The 18,253-nt window shown below is 60.7% G+C and carries 16 protein-coding genes; 8 read left to right on the top strand and 8 right to left on the bottom strand.

The window, feature by feature from the left end; all coding sequences use genetic code 11:
- Positions 1–5: 5 nt before the first annotated feature.
- The 6 genes from BSL82_RS11275 (at position 6) to BSL82_RS11250 (ending at position 9,297) form a co-directional block, all read left to right on the top strand.
- Entirely contained in the window at positions 6–452 is a 447-nt protein-coding gene (locus tag BSL82_RS11275) for a (2Fe-2S)-binding protein (protein WP_072597613.1), read from the top strand.
- A 13-nt stretch (positions 453–465) separates the two neighbouring features.
- Entirely contained in the window at positions 466–2,661 is a 2,196-nt protein-coding gene (locus BSL82_RS11270) for a xanthine dehydrogenase family protein molybdopterin-binding subunit (protein ID WP_072597612.1), read from the top strand.
- Between the two features lie 51 nt (positions 2,662–2,712).
- Complete coding sequence (locus tag BSL82_RS11265) at positions 2,713–3,021, top strand: YciI family protein (protein WP_072597611.1); 309 nt, start codon at positions 2,713–2,715, stop codon at positions 3,019–3,021.
- A gap of 328 nt (positions 3,022–3,349) precedes the next feature.
- Positions 3,350–5,635, top strand: a complete 2,286-nt coding sequence (locus BSL82_RS11260) for a TonB-dependent receptor (protein WP_083579168.1) — start codon at positions 3,350–3,352, stop codon at positions 5,633–5,635.
- Positions 5,636–5,841: 206 nt separating this feature from the next.
- Positions 5,842–6,726 carry a cupin domain-containing protein gene (locus BSL82_RS11255; protein WP_072597609.1) on the top strand — a complete coding sequence of 295 codons (885 nt, stop codon included), beginning with the start codon at positions 5,842–5,844 and terminating at the stop codon, positions 6,724–6,726.
- 336 nt (positions 6,727–7,062) lie between these two features.
- Positions 7,063–9,297, top strand: coding sequence for a TonB-dependent receptor (locus tag BSL82_RS11250; protein WP_083579167.1), 2,235 nt, complete (start codon positions 7,063–7,065; stop codon positions 9,295–9,297).
- Positions 9,298–9,951: 654 nt separating this feature from the next.
- On the opposite strand, the gene BSL82_RS11245 is transcribed toward BSL82_RS11250, so the two are convergent.
- From BSL82_RS11245 to BSL82_RS11210, 8 genes are all read right to left on the bottom strand, one after another.
- Positions 9,952–10,425, bottom strand: coding sequence for a nuclear transport factor 2 family protein (locus tag BSL82_RS11245; RefSeq protein ID WP_072597607.1), 474 nt, complete (start codon positions 10,423–10,425; stop codon positions 9,952–9,954).
- A gap of 42 nt (positions 10,426–10,467) precedes the next feature.
- Positions 10,468–11,220 (bottom strand): glucose 1-dehydrogenase, encoded by a 753-nt coding sequence (locus BSL82_RS11240; RefSeq protein WP_072597606.1) that lies wholly within the window; start codon positions 11,218–11,220, stop codon positions 10,468–10,470.
- A gap of 345 nt (positions 11,221–11,565) precedes the next feature.
- Positions 11,566–11,943, bottom strand: a complete 378-nt coding sequence (locus tag BSL82_RS11235) for an ArsR/SmtB family transcription factor (RefSeq protein ID WP_072597605.1) — start codon at positions 11,941–11,943, stop codon at positions 11,566–11,568.
- Positions 11,943–12,584 carry a peroxiredoxin gene (locus BSL82_RS11230; protein ID WP_226998441.1) on the bottom strand — a complete coding sequence of 214 codons (642 nt, stop codon included), beginning with the start codon at positions 12,582–12,584 and terminating at the stop codon, positions 11,943–11,945. Before BSL82_RS11230 ends, BSL82_RS11235 begins: the two co-directional genes overlap by 1 nt.
- A gap of 129 nt (positions 12,585–12,713) precedes the next feature.
- Entirely contained in the window at positions 12,714–13,370 is a 657-nt protein-coding gene (locus BSL82_RS11225) for an efflux RND transporter periplasmic adaptor subunit (RefSeq protein ID WP_072597603.1), read from the bottom strand.
- On the bottom strand, positions 13,367–14,938 hold the full coding sequence (locus BSL82_RS11220; RefSeq protein ID WP_226998440.1) for an efflux transporter outer membrane subunit: 1,572 nt from the start codon (positions 14,936–14,938) through the stop codon (positions 13,367–13,369). The genes BSL82_RS11225 and BSL82_RS11220 overlap by 4 nt, the downstream gene beginning before the upstream one ends.
- A 257-nt stretch (positions 14,939–15,195) precedes the next feature.
- Positions 15,196–15,795, bottom strand: coding sequence for a TetR/AcrR family transcriptional regulator (locus tag BSL82_RS11215; RefSeq protein ID WP_072597601.1), 600 nt, complete (start codon positions 15,793–15,795; stop codon positions 15,196–15,198).
- Positions 15,796–15,932: 137 nt separating this feature from the next.
- Complete coding sequence (locus BSL82_RS11210) at positions 15,933–16,403, bottom strand: Lrp/AsnC family transcriptional regulator (RefSeq protein WP_072597600.1); 471 nt, start codon at positions 16,401–16,403, stop codon at positions 15,933–15,935.
- Positions 16,404–16,739: 336 nt separating this feature from the next.
- On the opposite strand from BSL82_RS11210, the gene BSL82_RS21045 reads away from it, so the two are divergent.
- Positions 16,740–16,985 carry an ACT-like domain-containing protein gene (locus tag BSL82_RS21045; RefSeq protein WP_503660805.1) on the top strand — a complete coding sequence of 82 codons (246 nt, stop codon included), beginning with the start codon at positions 16,740–16,742 and terminating at the stop codon, positions 16,983–16,985.
- A 31-nt stretch (positions 16,986–17,016) separates the two neighbouring features.
- Positions 17,017–18,246: a thiamine pyrophosphate-dependent enzyme gene (locus BSL82_RS11205; protein ID WP_072597599.1), complete on the top strand. Its 1,230-nt coding sequence runs from the start codon at positions 17,017–17,019 to the stop codon at positions 18,244–18,246.
- Positions 18,247–18,253: the final 7 nt, after the last annotated feature.

The following is an 18,253-nucleotide window of genomic DNA, read 5'->3' as shown; positions in this document are numbered from 1 at the left end:
GGGAAATGGCGTTCTTCAAGCTGAACGGAGAGTCCGTTCGGACAGACGTCGATCCGGCTAAGCCGCTTCTATGGGTAATCCGTGAAGATGCGGGTCTGACTGGAACCAAGTTCGGCTGCGGCAAGGCCCTGTGCGGCGCATGCACGGTACATATCGACGGCGAGGCGCAACGCTCCTGCTCGGTGCCCGTCGGGGACGTGGAGGGCAAGTCGGTTCTGACGGTAGAGGGCTTGTCGAAAGATCGCTCACACAGGCTGCAGCAAGCCTGGATCGAGCACGCGGTGCCGCAGTGCGGCTACTGCCAAAGCGGTATGTTGATGGCAGCGGCGGCGTTCCTTGCGACCCATACCGATCCAACGGACGCGGACATCGATGCCGCGATCACCAACATCTGCCGCTGCGGCACCTATCACCGCATCCGCGCGGCGATCAAAGCCGCTGCCGCAGCTTGATGGAGTGCGCTCAATGAACCGAGGCCAGACGCGTGCACACAGGCTGGACCGGCGTGAATTCCTGCGCCGGAGCGGTGCGGTCGCAGGTTCCGTCGTCCTGCTCCAGATCGCGATTCCGCTGGGGGCGTGTGCATCCGCCTCGTCGTCGTCCGATGCCCCGCCCGCGACGGTGGCGTCCAACGCCTTCCTTCGTCTGCACGCGGACAACTCAATCTCCTTCCTCTCTCCCGCCGCCGAGATCGGACAGGGGACGTCGTCAACACTGGCGATGATCGCTTGCGACGAACTGGGGGCCGACTGGAGCAAGACCCGCTTCGAGTTGGCGACGGGTCTCCCTGAATATCGCAACATGCTGCTGGGTCAGCCAGGACAGCTTTATGCCGGAGAGCAGGTGACGGGCGGCAGTACCGTAACCGCTGGCTTCTTCATGCCTGTCCGAACAGCCGCAGCGCAGATGCGCGAGATGCTGACGCTTGCGGCGGCGCAGAAATGGGAAGTTGATCCGGGCGAATGCGTTACAGCCGACGCTGCGGTGAAGCATGCCGGCTCCGGACGATCAATAATGTTCGCAACGATCGCTCCGGCAGCGGCTGAGTTACCTGTGCCAGCCAAGCCAGCGTTGCGCGATCCGAAGGATTGGAAATTGATCGGGCGCCCGCAGAAGCGCCTCGACATACCATCCAAAGTCGACGGCAGCGCCATCTTCGCCGTCGACGTGGTGCGGCCCGGGATGCTCTATGCGGCCATCCGGCATGCGCCGGTCGTAGGTTCGACCCCATTGCGCGCGGAGGAGGCCAAGGCCAGGGCGCAAAAGGGCGTCAAAGGGGTCTACCTGATCGATAATTTCGTCGCGGTCGTCGCCGACAGCTGGTGGACAGCGAATACCGTGCTCGAAGAGATGGACATCCGGTGGTCGGACGCTCCCAATGCGAAGGCAAGCACGGCAACCGAATTGGCAAAGCTGAAGGCGGCGCTCGATGGTCCAGGCGCGCTGCCGTTCGAGGTCAAGGGCGACGCCGCTGCTGCGTTCGCGGCCGCCAAGACCAAGGTCGCGCAGGACTATGATGTTCCTCATCTCGCCCATGCGACCATGGAGCCGATGTCGGTGGTCGCCGAGTTCACGGCGGATGGGCTGTCGATCTGGACCGGCTCGCAGGGACCAACGGTCCAGCGGCGCGCCGCGGCTGCCGTCGCCGGCCTGCCCGAGGAAAAAGTCCATCTGACGGTCACCTATGCCGGGGGAGGATTCGGGCGTCGCGGCGACCTCGATTATGTGGAGCAGGCTGTCAAGATCGCACAGCGTGCTTCGGCCCCCATCAAGCTTATCTGGTCGCGCGAGGAGGATATACAGCACGATCAATATCGTCCGTTTACCGCGATCAGGGCCGAGGCGGCGCTGGACGCGAAGGGCGACCTCTCCGCCCTCCGCATGCGCGTTGCCGGGCGCGGCCCCTGGACCGACCAGCGGCCCTATCTTGTTCAGAACGGCGTCGATTTCATGCTGATCGATGCCCTCAACACCAAAACCTATCCGGCCGCCAACGCGCTATTCGAAGTAGCGCCGACGACCAGCGCAGTAAGGCATGGACCGTGGCGCGGGATCGCCGTGCCGCCCAACATCTTCTTTCTGGAATCCCTGATCGACGAGCTCGCGGTCGCGGCCAAGCTGGACCCGATCGCCATGCGCCGCCCGTGGCTGGCTGGCGACAAGCGCCTTCTGGCCGTGGTCGACAAGGCCGCGAAGGAGGCGGGCTGGGGCGCTGCACGCGAGGGGCACGCGCTCGGCTTTGCCTGCTACACCGAGGAACGGTGGCTCTGCCGCGTCGCCGCCGTCATCGACACCTCGCTCGTGGACGGGCAGCCCAAGGTGAATCGGATCGTCGTCGCCGTGGACCATGGTTTTTCGGTCAACCCCGACAGCGTGATCGCCCAGATCCAGGGGGCGGCGCTGTTCGCGCTGACCGCCGCGCTAAAGGGCGAGATCACCATCAAGGACGGGCGGGTCGAACAGTCGAATTTCCACGACTATCCCGCGATCATGCTGGCCGAGGTGCCCCCGGTCGACGTCTTCCTGATACCGGGCGATCAGATACCGGGTGGGGCCGGGGAGATCGGCGTGCCTGTGATTGCCCCCGCGCTGACCGCATCGATCTTTGCGCTGACGGGAAAGCGCATTCGCTCGTTGCCCGTCAGCAAACATTTTGCCTGAAGTCGATTGGATCGGCGCGCTTCCAACACTTGTAGCTGAGGAGATTTCAATATGAAGGTTTTCGTCCAACTGGACGCGCGCGACGGTGCATCCGTCGAGGAATTCCAGACCCCCGACAGCATAGCCGAAGAGAAGCTGGTGTGGAAATATTGGAGCGAAGGCACTCTTCGCGACATCAATTTCCAGACCGACCGTATCGGTGTAATCCTCATTTTCGAAGCGGGGAGCGTGGCAGAAGTTCGCGGCCTGGTCGACGCCTTTCCCTTCGTGCGTAGCGGCCTTCTAAAGGTCACCGGCCTTCAGCAACTCGCGCCATTCGTGGGACTGGCGGCGCTTTTCGATCCGGCCCATTTCGCCTGAGCGTTCCCGCCACCGTAATGCCCGAAGGAGGCTGGCTCCTATAAGTTAGCCTCCTTTTTCACGTCGGCGTGTCCACAGCCGTTCGCTCATGGCCGCGCATCATTGCTTGAATCAATAATCCTATTTGAGCCGTCGGATTGCGATGGTTTTCCACGCTTGGCATAAATTGTCCGTGTCGTCGCGCATTGGCGACTGCCCGATCACTGTCTAACCGGATCAGGTGCCAAGTTTATTTTCAATCAAACGGCCGGATCTGCCAATCCGGCAATAGGGGAGGGACGATCTCGTGAGATCGCTATCAAAGACATTTCTTCTGGCCACTTCCGCTATGCTTGTGGGTGTGCCAGCGTTCGCGCAAGCAGGTGACGACCAGGCCGCGCAGGCAGGCCAGGACGGTATTCAGGAGATCGTGGTTACGGCGCAGAAGCGCGAGGAGTCCGTCCAAAAGACGCCACTGGCGATCACGGCGGTATCTGGCGACGCCATGCGGGTAGCCGGCATCTCGAATATCAATACGCTCGCCGCCAGCGTTCCGAACCTGCAGATGTCGCAATCATATGGCGCAGCCAATGTGACGCTGCGCGGTATCGGCTTTCTGGTTAACAACATAGGCTCCGAAAGTCCAATCGCCACGCATTTCGACGGCGTCTACTTCCAGCGGACGACCGGCATCCTTGGAAGCTTCTTCGATGTGCAGCGGCTCGAGGTCCTGCGCGGCGCGCAAGGCACGCTGTACGGACGGAATGCGACTGGTGGCTCGATCAATGTGATCACCGCCGATCCAACGACAACCTTCCAGGGCTTTGCGCAGCTTGTGGCGGGCAGATACGACCATTTCGGCTTCGAAGCCGCCGTCGGTGGACCGCTGATCCCGGATTCCGACAAGGTTCTTTTCCGTATAGCCGCGAAGGCCGATGAGCGCAGCGGATGGGGCACCAACCAGTTCACCGGCAACGACATCGACGACAATAATGAGCGGGCCGTCCGCGCCAAACTTCAGTTTCAACTGAGCGATCGTTTCCAGATCAAGCTGACGGCCGATTATTCGCGTGCGGACGATGCTCAGGCGCCCCACTTCGCCGGTACCGCGCCTAACAACGCCCCTCCGTTAGGCGTAACGCTTCTCGGTGGAACAGTGCCGACCAGGCTGCGCGACATCTCCTCGGAAGCAGACCCGGTCCGTCGTAATCGCTTCTGGGGCCTGTCGGCCCACACCAGCTACGAGTTCGATGACTTCACCATCAAGGCGATCACGGCGTACCGGAAGACGGACACGTCCGGCCGGGGCGAACTCGACCAGACGTCGGCCGCGCTGCTTTCCCCGCTCACGCTCTACGAGCATGCGCAGCAGTTCAGCCAGGAGATCCAGTTCTCGCGTCAATCCGACAACTATGATCTCATCATCGGTGGTTATTACTTCCAGGAGAAGCTGCACGGCGGCGTTGCGATGCCGGCAAGCAATATCTACCTTCCGATATTCTTCGGCGTTCCGATCACGCAGGAATATCTTACTCAGGGTTACTTCGCTGGATCGAACCTGGACACCCGCGCCTTCGCCGCGTTCGGTCAGTTGACCTATCGGGTCAGCGACCAGCTCAGCGCCACCGTCGGCGCAAGGTACAGCATCGAGCGAAAGACCGCGATCAACCGCGGTGCCTTTGACGTCTTCACTCCGTTCAATCCACGTCGTCTGGAAACGGTGCCCGACGAGGCCAATCTCAACATCCAGTGCGGCAAAGGCCTCACGACGATCGGCTTCGCGAATCCGAGCGACTGCGATCCTTCAAAAACGTTCAAGAACTTCTCGCCCAAGGTCGGCCTGGAATTCCAGGCCACGCCCGGCACCTTGTTCTATGCCTCGGTATCCCGCGGCTTCAAATCAGGAACATATAATTTTGGTGTGCCGGCGGGAGCCGTCGACCCGGAGGAGATTACCGATTACGAAATCGGCATGAAGTCGACGTTCGCAGGCGGACGTTTGCGTACGAATCTGTCCGGGTTTTACTATGACTATAAGGATCTGCAACTTTACAAGACCGTCGTCGCAAGCGCTGTTCTTGAAAATGCTGCGGCGGCAAAGATCTACGGCATAGAGGCAGAAATCACTGCCAAGCCGACCCGTGCCCTGCAGTTCGACCTGAGCGGATCATATCTCCATTCCGAGTTCACGGACTTTATATCCGCGGATTCGCTGCGGCCGCTGGGGGACGGCGTTTCGATTGACAACTACGGTCAGCCCGCCTTCAACCTCAAGGGCAACAGACTGCCGCTCTCGCCGAAATTCTCCGGCAGGTTCGGTGCCGCTTACACGATTGACTCAGACGTGGGCGCGTTCACGCTCGGTGGAGACGTCGTCTATACCAGCAAGGTGTTTTTCTCTGCGTTCAACACCGACGTGGCTGCTTCGGCGCCGTCGCGGACACGCTACAATCTCTCCCTCTCGTACGAGAGTTCGGTGGTGGACGGATTGTATGCGAGCCTCGTCGGAAAGAACATCACGAACAAGGTGGTCGCTACAAGCGGCTTTACCGGAACGCCACTGACCGGTGGGGTGACCAACGCCTATATCGAACCGCCTTTCACTCTCGATTTCACGATTGGCTACAAATTCTAGAGCGATTTTCTTCGATCGGTTCACAGCTTCGTCCAACTGGCGTCGGTGTCGCCGATCGAAGGACCGTCATGTCTAAACCCCGAATGCGGCGATCGGATCGACGTTCGAAGCAGTGTCTCAGCGGTGGAGACAAGATGGCAATGGTAGTTCGGCGCCCAAGCCCTGCGCCCTACGCCAAGACCCTTGGTTAAGGAGTAATGGGAAGTATGAACCAGACGATTTTGTCGAAGACCCCCGTTCAGATGCGGCATGTCCGCCATGCGGAGCTTCAGGAGGACACCGAGGCCTATCCGGATGTGATGGAGCCGGCTCGGCGGCGATCGATCAGCCACGTGCTTGGCCAGCATCCGAAGGCCGTTCTACGCGATTCGCATAAGTTCCATTTGGACTATCTCGTCTCCGGCGCTGCGACGGAGCCGCCGCTTCACTCGCATGACTATTCGGAAATATTCATGGTCCTGCAGGGCGGCTACCGCTTCTTCTGGGGCAATCATGCAGAGCATCATGTCGACCTGGGGCCGCTCGACATGTTCTCCGTCCCGCCAAGGGTGATGCGGAAATTCCACTCGAACCGCGAGCAGCCGGGCATGCTGCTGGCGATCTTCGACACGACCCTGCGCGACCCCGACGACGGGATCGTGATTTCGCAGGCGCTCGTCGACGAAGATGGCGGTGCCGAAAAATATGCGAAATACGGCTCCGGCTGGGGCGAGTCGATCGATGAGGAGGGTATCCGGCCCTTTATCGCCAGCTTCTCCGATCTTTCTCCGAAGGCCCCGAAGGAAGGCGGAGTAGTGCCGCTCATCGCGCAGGGGCAGGCGGAGGCCAGCATATCAACCCCTCACCACGTGACCGCCCAATTCGTCTTCGTCAACGGGACGCTCGCCATCGAACCGACGAACTTCACCGAAGTATTGGTGCCCGTAAAGGGATCCTGCGAGGTGACCGTCGACGGCGAAGCCCTCCACCTGGAATTGTTTGATGCGCTCTCGGTCGATGGTGGCGGCACTCGGCACCTTCGCTCTGCGGACCAATCAGCAGTCCTTCTTCGCATCATCGACACCCGCGTCGATCCCGCAGAATCAAACTGATAGGAAAGCCAGGGACGAAGTTTTTCTGATCGTGGGGCGGCATCCACGCCGCAGCGGGAGCGCGCAGACCTGACAGCCCGCGATACAAGTCATCTACGAAACAACAAGTCTCCGAATAGAGAACCTCTAGTCTAACTGCCTGGAAGGGCTTCGCGCTTCGACCATGTGGCACGATCGGACACCTATCCGGTTCCATAGCGGTCGAGGCGCTTCTTCGTGCGCAAGTGCGTCCAGGTTCTTCGCATGGCCAGGCTTCCCATTGAGGAAGAGAGGCAATGCATCGGCAAGAACTAAAGAAAAAAATCATTCCGATACTATAATATTGGGGGGGGAAAGATGATGAAGAAGACGTATTTTCTTATTTCAGCCGCGACGCTTTGCTGTGTGCCGCAAGTGCATGCTGTGCAGGCCCAGACATCGTCGGGCATAGAGCAGGCCGTACCTGTACCGCAGACTGAGGAGCCATCCGGAGCCGGCGATATTGTCGTTACGGCGCAGCGCCGATCCGAGCGACTGCAGGATATCCCGATGGCCATCACGGCGCTGAACGCGGAGTCCTTCGAGCGCGCACCGGTCACAAATCTGATCGACGTCCAAACGTCGGTCCCGAACCTCAACATTTCGCCGCGCGGAGGTTCCGGTGTGATTGCCATTCGTGGCATCGGTTTCGCCGTCGTTACGGCCGGCGCCGAAGGCAGCGTCGCGCTGCACACCGACGGCGTGTATCAGTCGCGACCATTCGCGGCGCTTTCCGGACTTTTCGATGTGAACCGTATCGAGGTCGCCCGGGGCCCGCAGGGGACGCTTTATGGGCGGAACTCCACGGGCGGCGCGATCAACATCATTTCGGAAAAGCCGACTGACGACCCTTCAGGCTATCTCGACATTTCCTTTGGTAATTACAGTGATCTTTCACTGGAAGGCGCAATCAGCGGTCCCATCGTCGGGGACAAATTGCTCGCGCGCGTTTCCGCGAAGATGCAGGAACGCGACGGTTACGGGACCAATGCCACCACTGGAAAGGATGTCGACGACCTTAAGACGAGGGCGCTGCGCGCAATACTCGACTTTCGGCTTAGTGACGGCGTAAGGTTCCTGCTTGAGGGAGACTATTTCAAGCGCGATGATGCCGCCGGAGCAACGCATTTTGGCGGCTGTCTGCAGGCATGTGGTCCCAACGCTGCCGTCAGCCGAGGCTGGACCGTGCCGTCCAACCCGCGCGCTGTGTTTTCTGATCTGGATCAGGTCAATGTTGCTGAAGATTACGGCGTCTCCCTCAGATCACAGGCCGAATTGCCCTTCGCCGACCTGTCCTCATTGACGGCATACCGGCGTGGGTCGATGACCAATATCTTTGATCTTGATGGCACGGCGCAGCCGGGCGGCCGCAATTCGCGTGAAGAAAATTACGAGACTTTCTCTCAGGAACTCCAGATTGGCCGCAGCAGCCTTTCGATCGACTGGATCGTCGGTCTGTATTATTTTCACGAGAATAACTATGCGCGCGCTAACGGGCTCTTCCCGCCCTTCCTTGCACCCATAGCCGACGTTTATTTTCAAGGCGGCACTCTGCGCACCGATGCCTATGCGGCCTTTGGCGAGCTGAGCTATCATGTCACTCCGAAGATGACGGTGACTCTGGGCGGCCGATATTCCGATGAACGCAAGCGGATCATCGACGAGTTCGTCTACCTGCGCGGCCCTACTGGCCCGATCACTGGGCGCCAGGCTGCGCCGACCGCCGCAGTGCCGTGCACGACCTGCCTCGGACTTCAGGATCGGGCGTCATTCAGTTCTTTCTCGCCGAAGTTCGGGGCGCGTTACGAATTCAGCCGGAACCAGCAAATTTATGCCACGGTGCAGAAGGGCTTCAAGAGTGGTGGCTTTGCCGTGGGCGCTGTCACGCCTTCCTTCAGGCCCGAAACGATCTGGAGCTATGAAGCCGGCCTGAAGGCGAGCTGGTTCGACAGAGCCCTCGTGACCAATTTGGCGGTCTACCACTATGACTATCAGGATCTTCAGCTTGGTCAGGTGCTGACAACCGCCACGGTTGTTACCAATGCGGCGCGAGCAAAAGTCGATGGCGTGGAGCTTGAATGGCGTCTCGCGATTGACAGTCATTTCAGCCTTGATGGATTTGTCGCACATAATCATGCGCGCTTCTCGTCGTACGGCTCGCGTAATCCCGGCATCACCGGCTCTGAAATCCTCGATTTGCGTGGCAATCTTCTTCCCAATGCGCCGAAATGGACCGGCAAGATGGGTGCCCAGTACCAGACCGAAGCATTTGACGGATCTCTGACATTGCGAGCCGAGGCTTTCGCGTCTTCCCGAGTATATTTCTCGGAGTTCAACGACGAGGCCAACAGCCAGCGCCCCTACTGGCTCGCCAACGCCAATATCCGCTATGAGGCCACCGACGACTGGTATGCCAGCCTCTATTTGAACAATATCTTCGACAAGACCATCGTCGCCGGAACCGTGGTCTTCACCCCGCTCGTCGGAGCCTTCGTCAACCGGCAGTATCTGCCGCCGCGGAGCTATGGCGTCCGGATCGGAAAGAAGTTCTGATCTGGAGCCGCCGGTGTCGTAGCGTCGGCTAAATCACGTCGGGGACAGGAACCAGTGGGTGTTCAGCCATCCGCCCCGAAAGCGGCCATTGAACGCCGCGAAAGCATTGCCGGTGGTGGTGATATAATGCCGCCGCCGGCGCAGCTGTGCAGATCATGCTTGCACATCAGGTGATGAATGCACTTGTGGTTGGCGACTTGGACCACCAGTCTCAGGCGCTTCGGGCAGGCGCGAGCCGACACCGAGCCGGACCACCATCCCGAAGCGCGTCACTGGACGATCGAGCTTGCTTTAAGGCTACCGGGAGATCGCTTCGAGATGATGAGGTGGGTTGCTGGACCGGCCGGTGCCGCCACACGACTTTGGCCATGCTCGCGCACGCCTGTCTGACAATGGCGCGCCAGCGCGCCATGGGGAGAGGGGCGAACAAACCCGCACCGCTCTCCTACCCCTTACCGTACCCGGGGTCCGGCGGCGGCGCTGGTCGCTCGGTCTGGCTCCAGCCGCCGAACGCACCGCAGATCCTCGCCTGGTCGACTGGCGCGGTGCTCCATCCGCACCGCGCCAGCTGATGTCATTGAAAAAACAAGAAACAATCGCGATGAACCAGGGAAAGACGACGGCATGATGTAATCCGTCGCCCGTCTCCTGACATCAAGCGGCAGCCGCTTCCTGTATCTTCGCTCCGCCTTCCAGAAGGCCGTCATATCCGCCGAACGATTCCCACACGACCATCGAGTCAAAATGCTCGCGCAGCAGGGCCAGCTTGCCGTCCCGGATCTGCATGTTGAGAATGTAGGTCTGGTTGTACGGTTTGCCGGTCATGGTCACCGTGGCGTTGGCCTTGAACTCGATGACGAACAGGTTCGGGTCCAGGGTCGGGTGGACAACACGGTCGGATATCCGCATGTCGGGAACCGCTGCGAAGAACCAGTCGAGAAAATGGCCAATAAGGGCCCGGCCAGGTATGGCCTTCTCGAGCGGCGCAGGCATGAACGGCATTTCCCAGACCGCGTCATCGCTGAACATGTTCTTCATCTCCACGAGATCCGATCCCGAGGGGAGCGGGCTTTGGAGGTAGCCGAAGAATTTCTCGACAATCTTTTTATTCTCTTCGCGAATATCCATAATGGCATTCCTTGCCTTATCTGAGTGAATTTGAAGTCTTGTTCAGGCGACCCTTCCGCCATCCACCGGCAGGACGACGCCCGTTACATAACGTGCCTCGTCCGAGCACAGCCATAGTGCGCCGTTGGCGATCTCCTCCGGTGTGCCCAGCCTGCCCATCGGTACATCCTGGGCGAAGAAATTCTCGACGTCGGGGATGCCCATCGCGTGGATCGCGGGCGTGTTGACCGTGCCGGGGCAGACGCAATTCACGCGAATGCCGCGCTTGGCATAGGTCAGCCCGGCGACGCGAGTCATGTGGATGGTCGCCGCCTTTGACGCGGAATAGATCGCGATCGCCGGCATGCTGATCAACCCGGCGCCCGAAGCGGTATTGACGATCGAGCCGCCGCCATTCTGCAACATGTGCTCAATCTCATACTTCATGCACAGCCAGGCACCCTTGAAGTTGACCGCGACGATCTGGTCGAAGTCCTTCTCCTCGGTATCGGCGATTTCGGCCGCCGGGCCACCGACTCCTGCGTTGTTGTACGCGCAGTCCAGCCTCCCGTAGCGCTCAACCGTCGCAGCGATGAGGCCGCGGACCTGTTCTCCATCGGCAACGTCCACCTGGTGGAAGAATGCGTCGCCACCCGACTGGCGAATGGCTTCGGCAACCGCCTCGCCCTTGTCTGGATCGCGGTCGGCAACGACTGTTCGCGCGCCATTCTTCGCAAAGAGGATGGCGGCTGCCTCTCCAATACCGGAAGCGGCACCCGTAATCATCGCAACCTTGCCTTCGAATGATTTTGTCATACTGCCTCTCTGTTCAGTCTTTTATCGGCGTCGGGGTCTGCTTTGAGAATTCAGATTTCCCGACTGACATGCGTCACCTAGCCTAGAAGAACGACATTCGCGCCATTCGAGTGATGAACACGTCCTGCCTTTTGATTTAGCCTTTCGATGTGGAAAACGGCAACGCATGGGCATCAATGCCGTTATTGATCTGGTAAATGACAAGGACGCTTAACTCGGCCTGTCTAGCGGCTGAATGCACGGAGGGAGAGTTGACGCCGCGCCAGCAGTGGGTGCGTGCCGATCATGGCTTCGCCTGGCGCGTAACAGGTTGCGAGGCAGTGTGGGCCGCCGGGGAATCCGGGGTCAAGCCCCATTCGTGACCTTGGCAAACATCGCCGCCCCACCGCCGGCAGGCATCCTCCCTGTCGCCACACGTTGCTGTGAGGTAACTATTGTGGCGGCAAAAGCGCGGAACAGCGCACTCACCTCGGCAATACGATCCTGATTGATACGATAGAAGACGAGTTTGGCTTTGCGGCGAGTCTCGACGAGCTCGGCCTTGCGCAGAATGCCCAATTGCTGGCTAAGGCCGGGCTGGGTGATGCCAGTAATCTTCTCGATCTCGCCGACCGATCGTTCACCGTCGGTCAGCGCTCGCAGCAATTCGAGTCTGAGCTCGTGCGCAAGCGCGCGCAAAAGCTCGGCAGCAGCCCCCAGATCCTGAAGGCGAATATCAGCCATCAGCGTGGGTCCCTTACGAGCGTGTAGAACCAGTCGGTTCCATCGGGCGCAGCCAGCACGTCATCGATGTCTTGGCTGGGCACGGCAAGGAGGTCATCGCCCGGCCGCCACCCTTCGGGAGCAAGGGTAGTGCCATCGTGCACGCGCTGAAGTGCCGCCACTAGCCGCAGCATCTCTTCGACCGAGCGTCCTACGCTCAAAGGATACCAGGTGGACGCACGAAGTATGCCTTCCGGGTCCAGGAAATAGGTCGCGCGAACGGCACTTGCGTCCACGGCGTTAGCGCCAACCATTCCATAGGCGCGAGCGATCTGCAGGGTTGGGTCCTCAATGATCGGAAACTCTACAGTAACGTCGAACCGGTCTTTGATGGCGCGGATCCAGGCCAGGTGTGAGAAGAGGCTGTCCACGGATACAGCCATCAACTCACAACCCATTGCGGAGAATCGGTCGGAAGCGCGCGCGATTGCCACGAATTCGCTTGTGCACACCGGCGTGAAGTCGGCCGGGTGCGAGAATAGGGCGAGCCATCGCCCTCTGTAGTCTGAGAGCGACACCACCCCGCGTGTCGAGCGGGCGGTGAAATCAGGCGCCTCCTCACCGAGGCGCAGCGGAGAACAAGCAGGTAGGTCTGGAGTCACATTCAGCCTTTCGGTCGCGAACTAACAATGTCGGCGTTGCAGGCCCTTGACGCAAGGCATCTAACATTATTACAATATATGTAATTCAATAAATGAGGACGCCCTATGCGCTTCGGCCCCGACGAGGCGCTACTGCGTGCGACAAAGGTGGTCGAGGATTGCCGCGCGGAAGAATTCCTGTCCGGCCGGTGCGACGGCTCCAAGGGTGGCGGTGCGGGCGCTGATGACGCCGTCATCAGGCGCGACCACGCTCGTGTAGCGCAACTGCAGACGCTTCGCGGCAAGCGCCGCCGCCGCGGTCCTCGCCTGTGTTACATATTGCAGGACATCCTGATCGCTGACGCCGCCACTGGCCTGGAGGCTGAGCGCGCGCTGTCGATTGGCCTCGGCCTGATCGTAGCTGGCGCGTAACTGGGCTTCTTCGGCTTTGAGGAGCGCGGGATCGAGACGGGCAAGGACCTGCCCTTTACGAACCCGGTCGCCGACATTCACTCGCACGTCGATCAGCTGATAGCCGCCGATCTGCGTGCCGATGCTCGCTTCCTGCCATGGCGCAATCGCGCCGGATGCCTCGACGGTCATGGGCCAAGACGCACGGCGAGCGGTCGCTTCGGTGACGGTCAGGGCGGCCACAGGCTGGGCGGTTGTCGGCAGGCGAGAGGGCTCGCGCATGACGGCGACGACAGCAACGCCGGCGGCGATCAGCAGCGCTGCGCCCGCGGCGAAATAGACGAAACGCTGCCGCCGGGCCCGCGAACCCGCTGGCTTGAGAAGTAGATTGGTCATCGCCGCTGCGCCCCGCCTTGATCGGGTTGAGAAGGAATGGTTTCAGAGCCTGTCACGGCCGCAGCCTGCAAGCTGACCCGGCCGCCTGCGGCGCGGACCAGCGCGACCCAGGCCTGGGCGCCATCGCGGGCGGCCGCTATCGCGCTCTCTTGGGCTCCGTTGAACTGCCGCCGCGAGTCCTCGAGTTCGAACATGCTGATCGCGCCGGCGCGCCAGCGCGCTTCGTTGGCGCGCAAGGCGGCGCGGGCGGCTTCCACGGCCTGCCGGGAGGTGACGACCCGCTGCTGCGCCGACTGCTGGCCGGCCAGCGCGTCTTCGACATCCCGCGTAGCCGTGCGAACGGCGCCGCGAAGCGCTTCGGCTGCCTCGCGGTAGCGTGCCTGCGCGCCGCGCACATTGGCCGCGCCTGTCCCGCCGTCGAAGAGAGGGCCGGAAAGCTCCGCGCCCGTTGACCAGGTGTCGAAGCTGGTGGTGGATCCCAGCATCCGAATCCAGTTGCCGGTAAGGAGTCCGACAAGATCAATCCGGGGCAGCCGATCAGCACGCGCCACTCCGATTTCCGCCCAGCGGGCGGCGGCCTCGCGCTCCGCGGCCACGACATTCGGGTGCCCGAGGAGGATGGTGGCGGGTAAAGCGAGCGTGAGGGGCGGCGGCTCCGGAATTATCGCGCCCGAATCGACGTCCGGAATCGGCGCTAGTCTGCTTGTTTTGGTCAGAGTCGAGGGCAGGACCACGCTGCTGCTCGCCGGAGTCATGACGAGCGTTCGGACGACCGATGCGTCGCGACCGCCCAGTGCGACCAGTTCATTGACGATGCGGGCGCACGCTTCCTGCTGGCTGATCCGATCTGTGCGCGCCGTTGCAAGATTGCTGGTCGCATTGGCCGCCTCGACCGGCGCGACATTTCCGTGTGCTAGCCGTTCGCGGGTCACCGCGAGTTCGAGTTCGCGGGCGGCGATGTCGCGGTCCCGGACCGTGAGCGAGAAATGGCAAGCGCGCAGGCGCAGAACAGCGTCCGCGATCTGACCCGATAGAGAAAGCCGTGCCTGTGCGGCATCGGCGGTACGCGCGCCGAGGCGACCCTCGGCAGCGCGCGAGGTTTCCTTCAGGCGCCCCCAGAGATCAAGTTCCCAGCTCAGCCCAGTGCCCAGCGTTGCGGTGCTTTGCTTGGTCGTGAGTGCGCCGCCGCCGGTTTGAGCGCCGCCCGTCCGTGCTCGGGCTACGCTTCCATTGACCGAAATCTGCGGCAAGCGCTGTGCATCGGACACGCGCGCCGTCGCGCGAGCCTGGTCCATTCGGGCGATGGCCTGCCCGAGCGTCGGATTATCGATAAGTGCAGCTTCGACGAGCGCATCGATCGCTGGATCACCCAGCGTTTTCCACCAGGCATGATCTACGGCGTCGGAGGCGACCGACGCTGACATCGGCTGTCCGCCGTTGTCCCACGCGGAGGCCATGTTCAAGTCGGGCTTCTCGTACGCCGGTTGGGTCGCGCAGCCCATCAACAGCGTCGCCATCAGCGCCAGCGTCAAGAGGCCGCCCAGGCGCCATTGCAGAGCTTGGCTCATGCCGTCAGCCGGCATTTTGGGGAGCCGGGAAAAACGGCTCGCTTGCCAATCAATAGATCGAACATTCACTCTAGTTATAAGGAAGATGTGGCCGCGGCAAGCATTATTAGAGCATGCACTCTAATTTATGTTCAAGGGCGCTGCGTTGCCTCCGCCGCGCGCTCGTGGCGCAACTTCCGCCGGACATGCTCGCGGAGCCTGTTCTCCATCAGGGATCGGTCAGCCGGCTTCTGCGGAGGCGGCGGTGGCATGGCGGATCAGTGTTTCCGCTGGGCCGAGGTCGGAGCCAGATAGCGGACTATCATCGTCTCAAGCGCTTTGGTCGCTTCCTTCACGTCCAGTTTCGGATCGCGCAGAGACAAGGTTCTGGACCCGTCGATCATGCTGATCAGGAGGGACGCCGTCATATGCCGATCCAGGGTGGGATCAATCGCGCCCGCCGCCTGCCCTTTTCCGAGCAGATCGGCGAGGAGAGAATGCACGCCTTTTGTGTGCTTTTGCAAAGCCTTTGCCATTGCGGGATTTCGATTGGCTTCCGATAATGCCTCCAGCACCAGCCGAGGATGTCCCGATCGTGTGACTTCTATCTCGCAGAAAAGGGCGCTCAGCACGTCTGCTCCTTCGGCAAGTTTGGTAAAGCGAGCGGCGGCCTCTTCAAGGCGGACTTCGATCATCGCACTGACGATCGCCTCCTTGCTGGTGAAATAGTGGTAGAGGTGACCGGGACTGATACGGGCCTCTGCGCAGATGCTTGAGATGCTTGCGCCCTGCAATCCGTCGCGCACGAAGCAGCGCTCTGCGGCGTTCAGGATCTCCCGTCGCTTTTCCTCGTGCTTGACCGGATCGAGCTTGCGCATAATTGACGTCTTTTTATTAGAAGGCTCAATCTATCAATCTGCGACCGGGTAGCAAGCCCGTTGGCGCCGACTTTGGTTTGCGCTGGCGGGTGGCGGCGCCCGGCGTGAATAACCTTGGCTCACTCGATAGGGGCGGATCAGATCACGAGGGGAAACGCGGTCGTATTTTTGATCTCCGAAAGTGCAACCATTGAATTGATTTCCTGGACGCCAGGAACTTGAGACAGCTTTTCGAAAAAGAATCGTTCGTACGCCTCGATGTCCTCAGCGACAATACGTAACATAAAATCTACTGAGCCTAGCAGTACGAAGCAGCCGATAACTTCCGGAAATTGCCCTATTGCATCTGAAAACCCGGAAACATCGGCACGACCATTCGCAGAAAGCTTTACCTGTGCGAATATTTCGGCATTGAGACCCAGCTTGCGGCGGTCAAGTAGGCACACGGTCTTTTTGATATAGCCGGCCTCCTTCAAGCGCTGGATGCGACGCCAGCAGGGCGCTTGGGAAAGGCCGACAATCTCGGCAATCTCTGTTGTCGGCCGCGATGCATCCTCCTGAAGCAACGCCAGGATGCGTAACTCGTACCTGTCGAGATTCTCTGCCATGATCAATTCCAAAATATGTCTTAGACTGACTAATCTATTCTGAAATCCCGTCCATGTGTCAAATCTTCGATAAGATATTTCCGGAATGCGCGCCTATCATGCTCCCGAGGAGTCGGACATGGTTCATCACGTCGCAGCGACCTATACTCAGGGTTTTCGAACTCAGCTTCATCTGTTGGATGAGCCATCGTCAGGCCGGTCCGGGTTGCTCGCGCTCGACTCACGAATGCTCGGGCCGGCGGTGAGGGGCCGCCGCTTCAGGCACTGTTCGAGCCAAACCGATCTTTGCAGCGATGCGCTGCGACTCGCTGGGCGGAACGACGCGAGCCCAACTCCGTGACGCACAATTTTACGGTCCGAGGTCTGGCCGACCCCCAAACCTTGCCGCGCGTGATTGGCCAACTCGCGCGGCGATCGGTGACTCCGACAGGTCTCCGGGCGACGCTTTGCCCACCGGACATGCATATCGAGTTCGAAACCAGCGATCTTTCGGAGCAGGAGGCAGCGCTTGTGAGTGCGACGCTGCGGAGCTGCACGCTGGTTCATGAAGTCCTGCTTACCGCAGCGGATCAGGCGACATAGCTGCGAATGACCCGTCTTCCTGGAGGCCAAGATGCTGCGTAATCACCCTGGGCTGCATGTACCCGAACCCCTATGCCGGCCCGGCGACGAGGCCGATTTCTCGCGGTTCACCATTCCCGCGGCCGGGGCTTTGCGACGGCCACCCGTACACGTTGACCCGGCCGAGATCCGCGACTTTGCCTTCAGCCTCGTCAGGGTTTTGGATGACGGCGACCACGCGGTCGGCGAATGGGCCCCGAACCTACGGATCGACGTGCTGCACAAAGGCTTGCGCGCGATGCTGCTCACCCGGGCCTATGATACGCGAATGGTCCGCGTGCAGCGCCAAGGCAAAACGAGCTTCTACATGAAATCGACCGGGGAGGAGGCCGTTGCCGTTGCGGCGGCGCTTGCCCTGGACAATGCCGACATGTGCTTTCCTACCTACCGTCAGCAGGGCCTGCTCATCGCCCGCGATTGGCCGCTGACAGACATGATGAACCAAGTCTACTCCAATAGCGGGGATCGGCTCAAAGGGCGCCAGATGCCGGTCTTTTATTCAAGCCGTGAAGCAGGTTTCTTCTCAATATCGGGCAATCTCGCGACGCAATACAGCCAGGCTGTAGGTTGGGCGATGGGAGCCGCTACGGACGGGGACGAACGGATCGCGGCGGCATGGATCGGGGAAGGGGCGACGGCTGAGGGTGATTTCCATTATGCGCTGACGTTCGCCAGCGTTTATCGCGCCCCGGTAATTCTGAATATTGTCAACAACCAGTGGGCGATTTCATCTTTTTCGGGGATAGCCGGAGGGGAGGCAGCGCCGTTCGCCGCGCGAGGTCTGGGCTTTGGGATTCCGGCCCTACGCGTCGACGGGAACGATTTTCTGGCCGTTTACGCCGTGACGCATTGGGCCGCCACCCGCGCGCGTGCAGGTCTTGGGCCGACCTTGATCGAGCTTTTCACCTATCGTGCCGAGGGGCATTCGACATCGGATGATCCAACCCGCTACCGCCCCGGTTCGGAGCCGGCCGCGTGGCCACTCGGTGATCCGATTGATCGGCTGAAGCGCCATCTCATTCAACTGGGGGCATGGTCTGAGGATGAGCATGTCAGCCTTGTCGAAGAGCTTGCCAGGCACGTAAAGGAGTCGGGCCGTGAGGCGGAAGCGCTCGGAACGCTGAAGGAGGGCAAGCGCCCTCCGGTCAGCACAATGTTCGACGACGTGTTCCGCGACATGCCGGCGCATCTCATCGCGCAACGTGCGCAGGCCGGGGTCTGACCCGTGC

Source organism: Tardibacter chloracetimidivorans (assembly GCF_001890385.1).
GTDB lineage: Bacteria > Pseudomonadota > Alphaproteobacteria > Sphingomonadales > Sphingomonadaceae > Tardibacter > Tardibacter chloracetimidivorans.
This window is presented reverse-complemented; position numbering and strand designations above follow the sequence as displayed.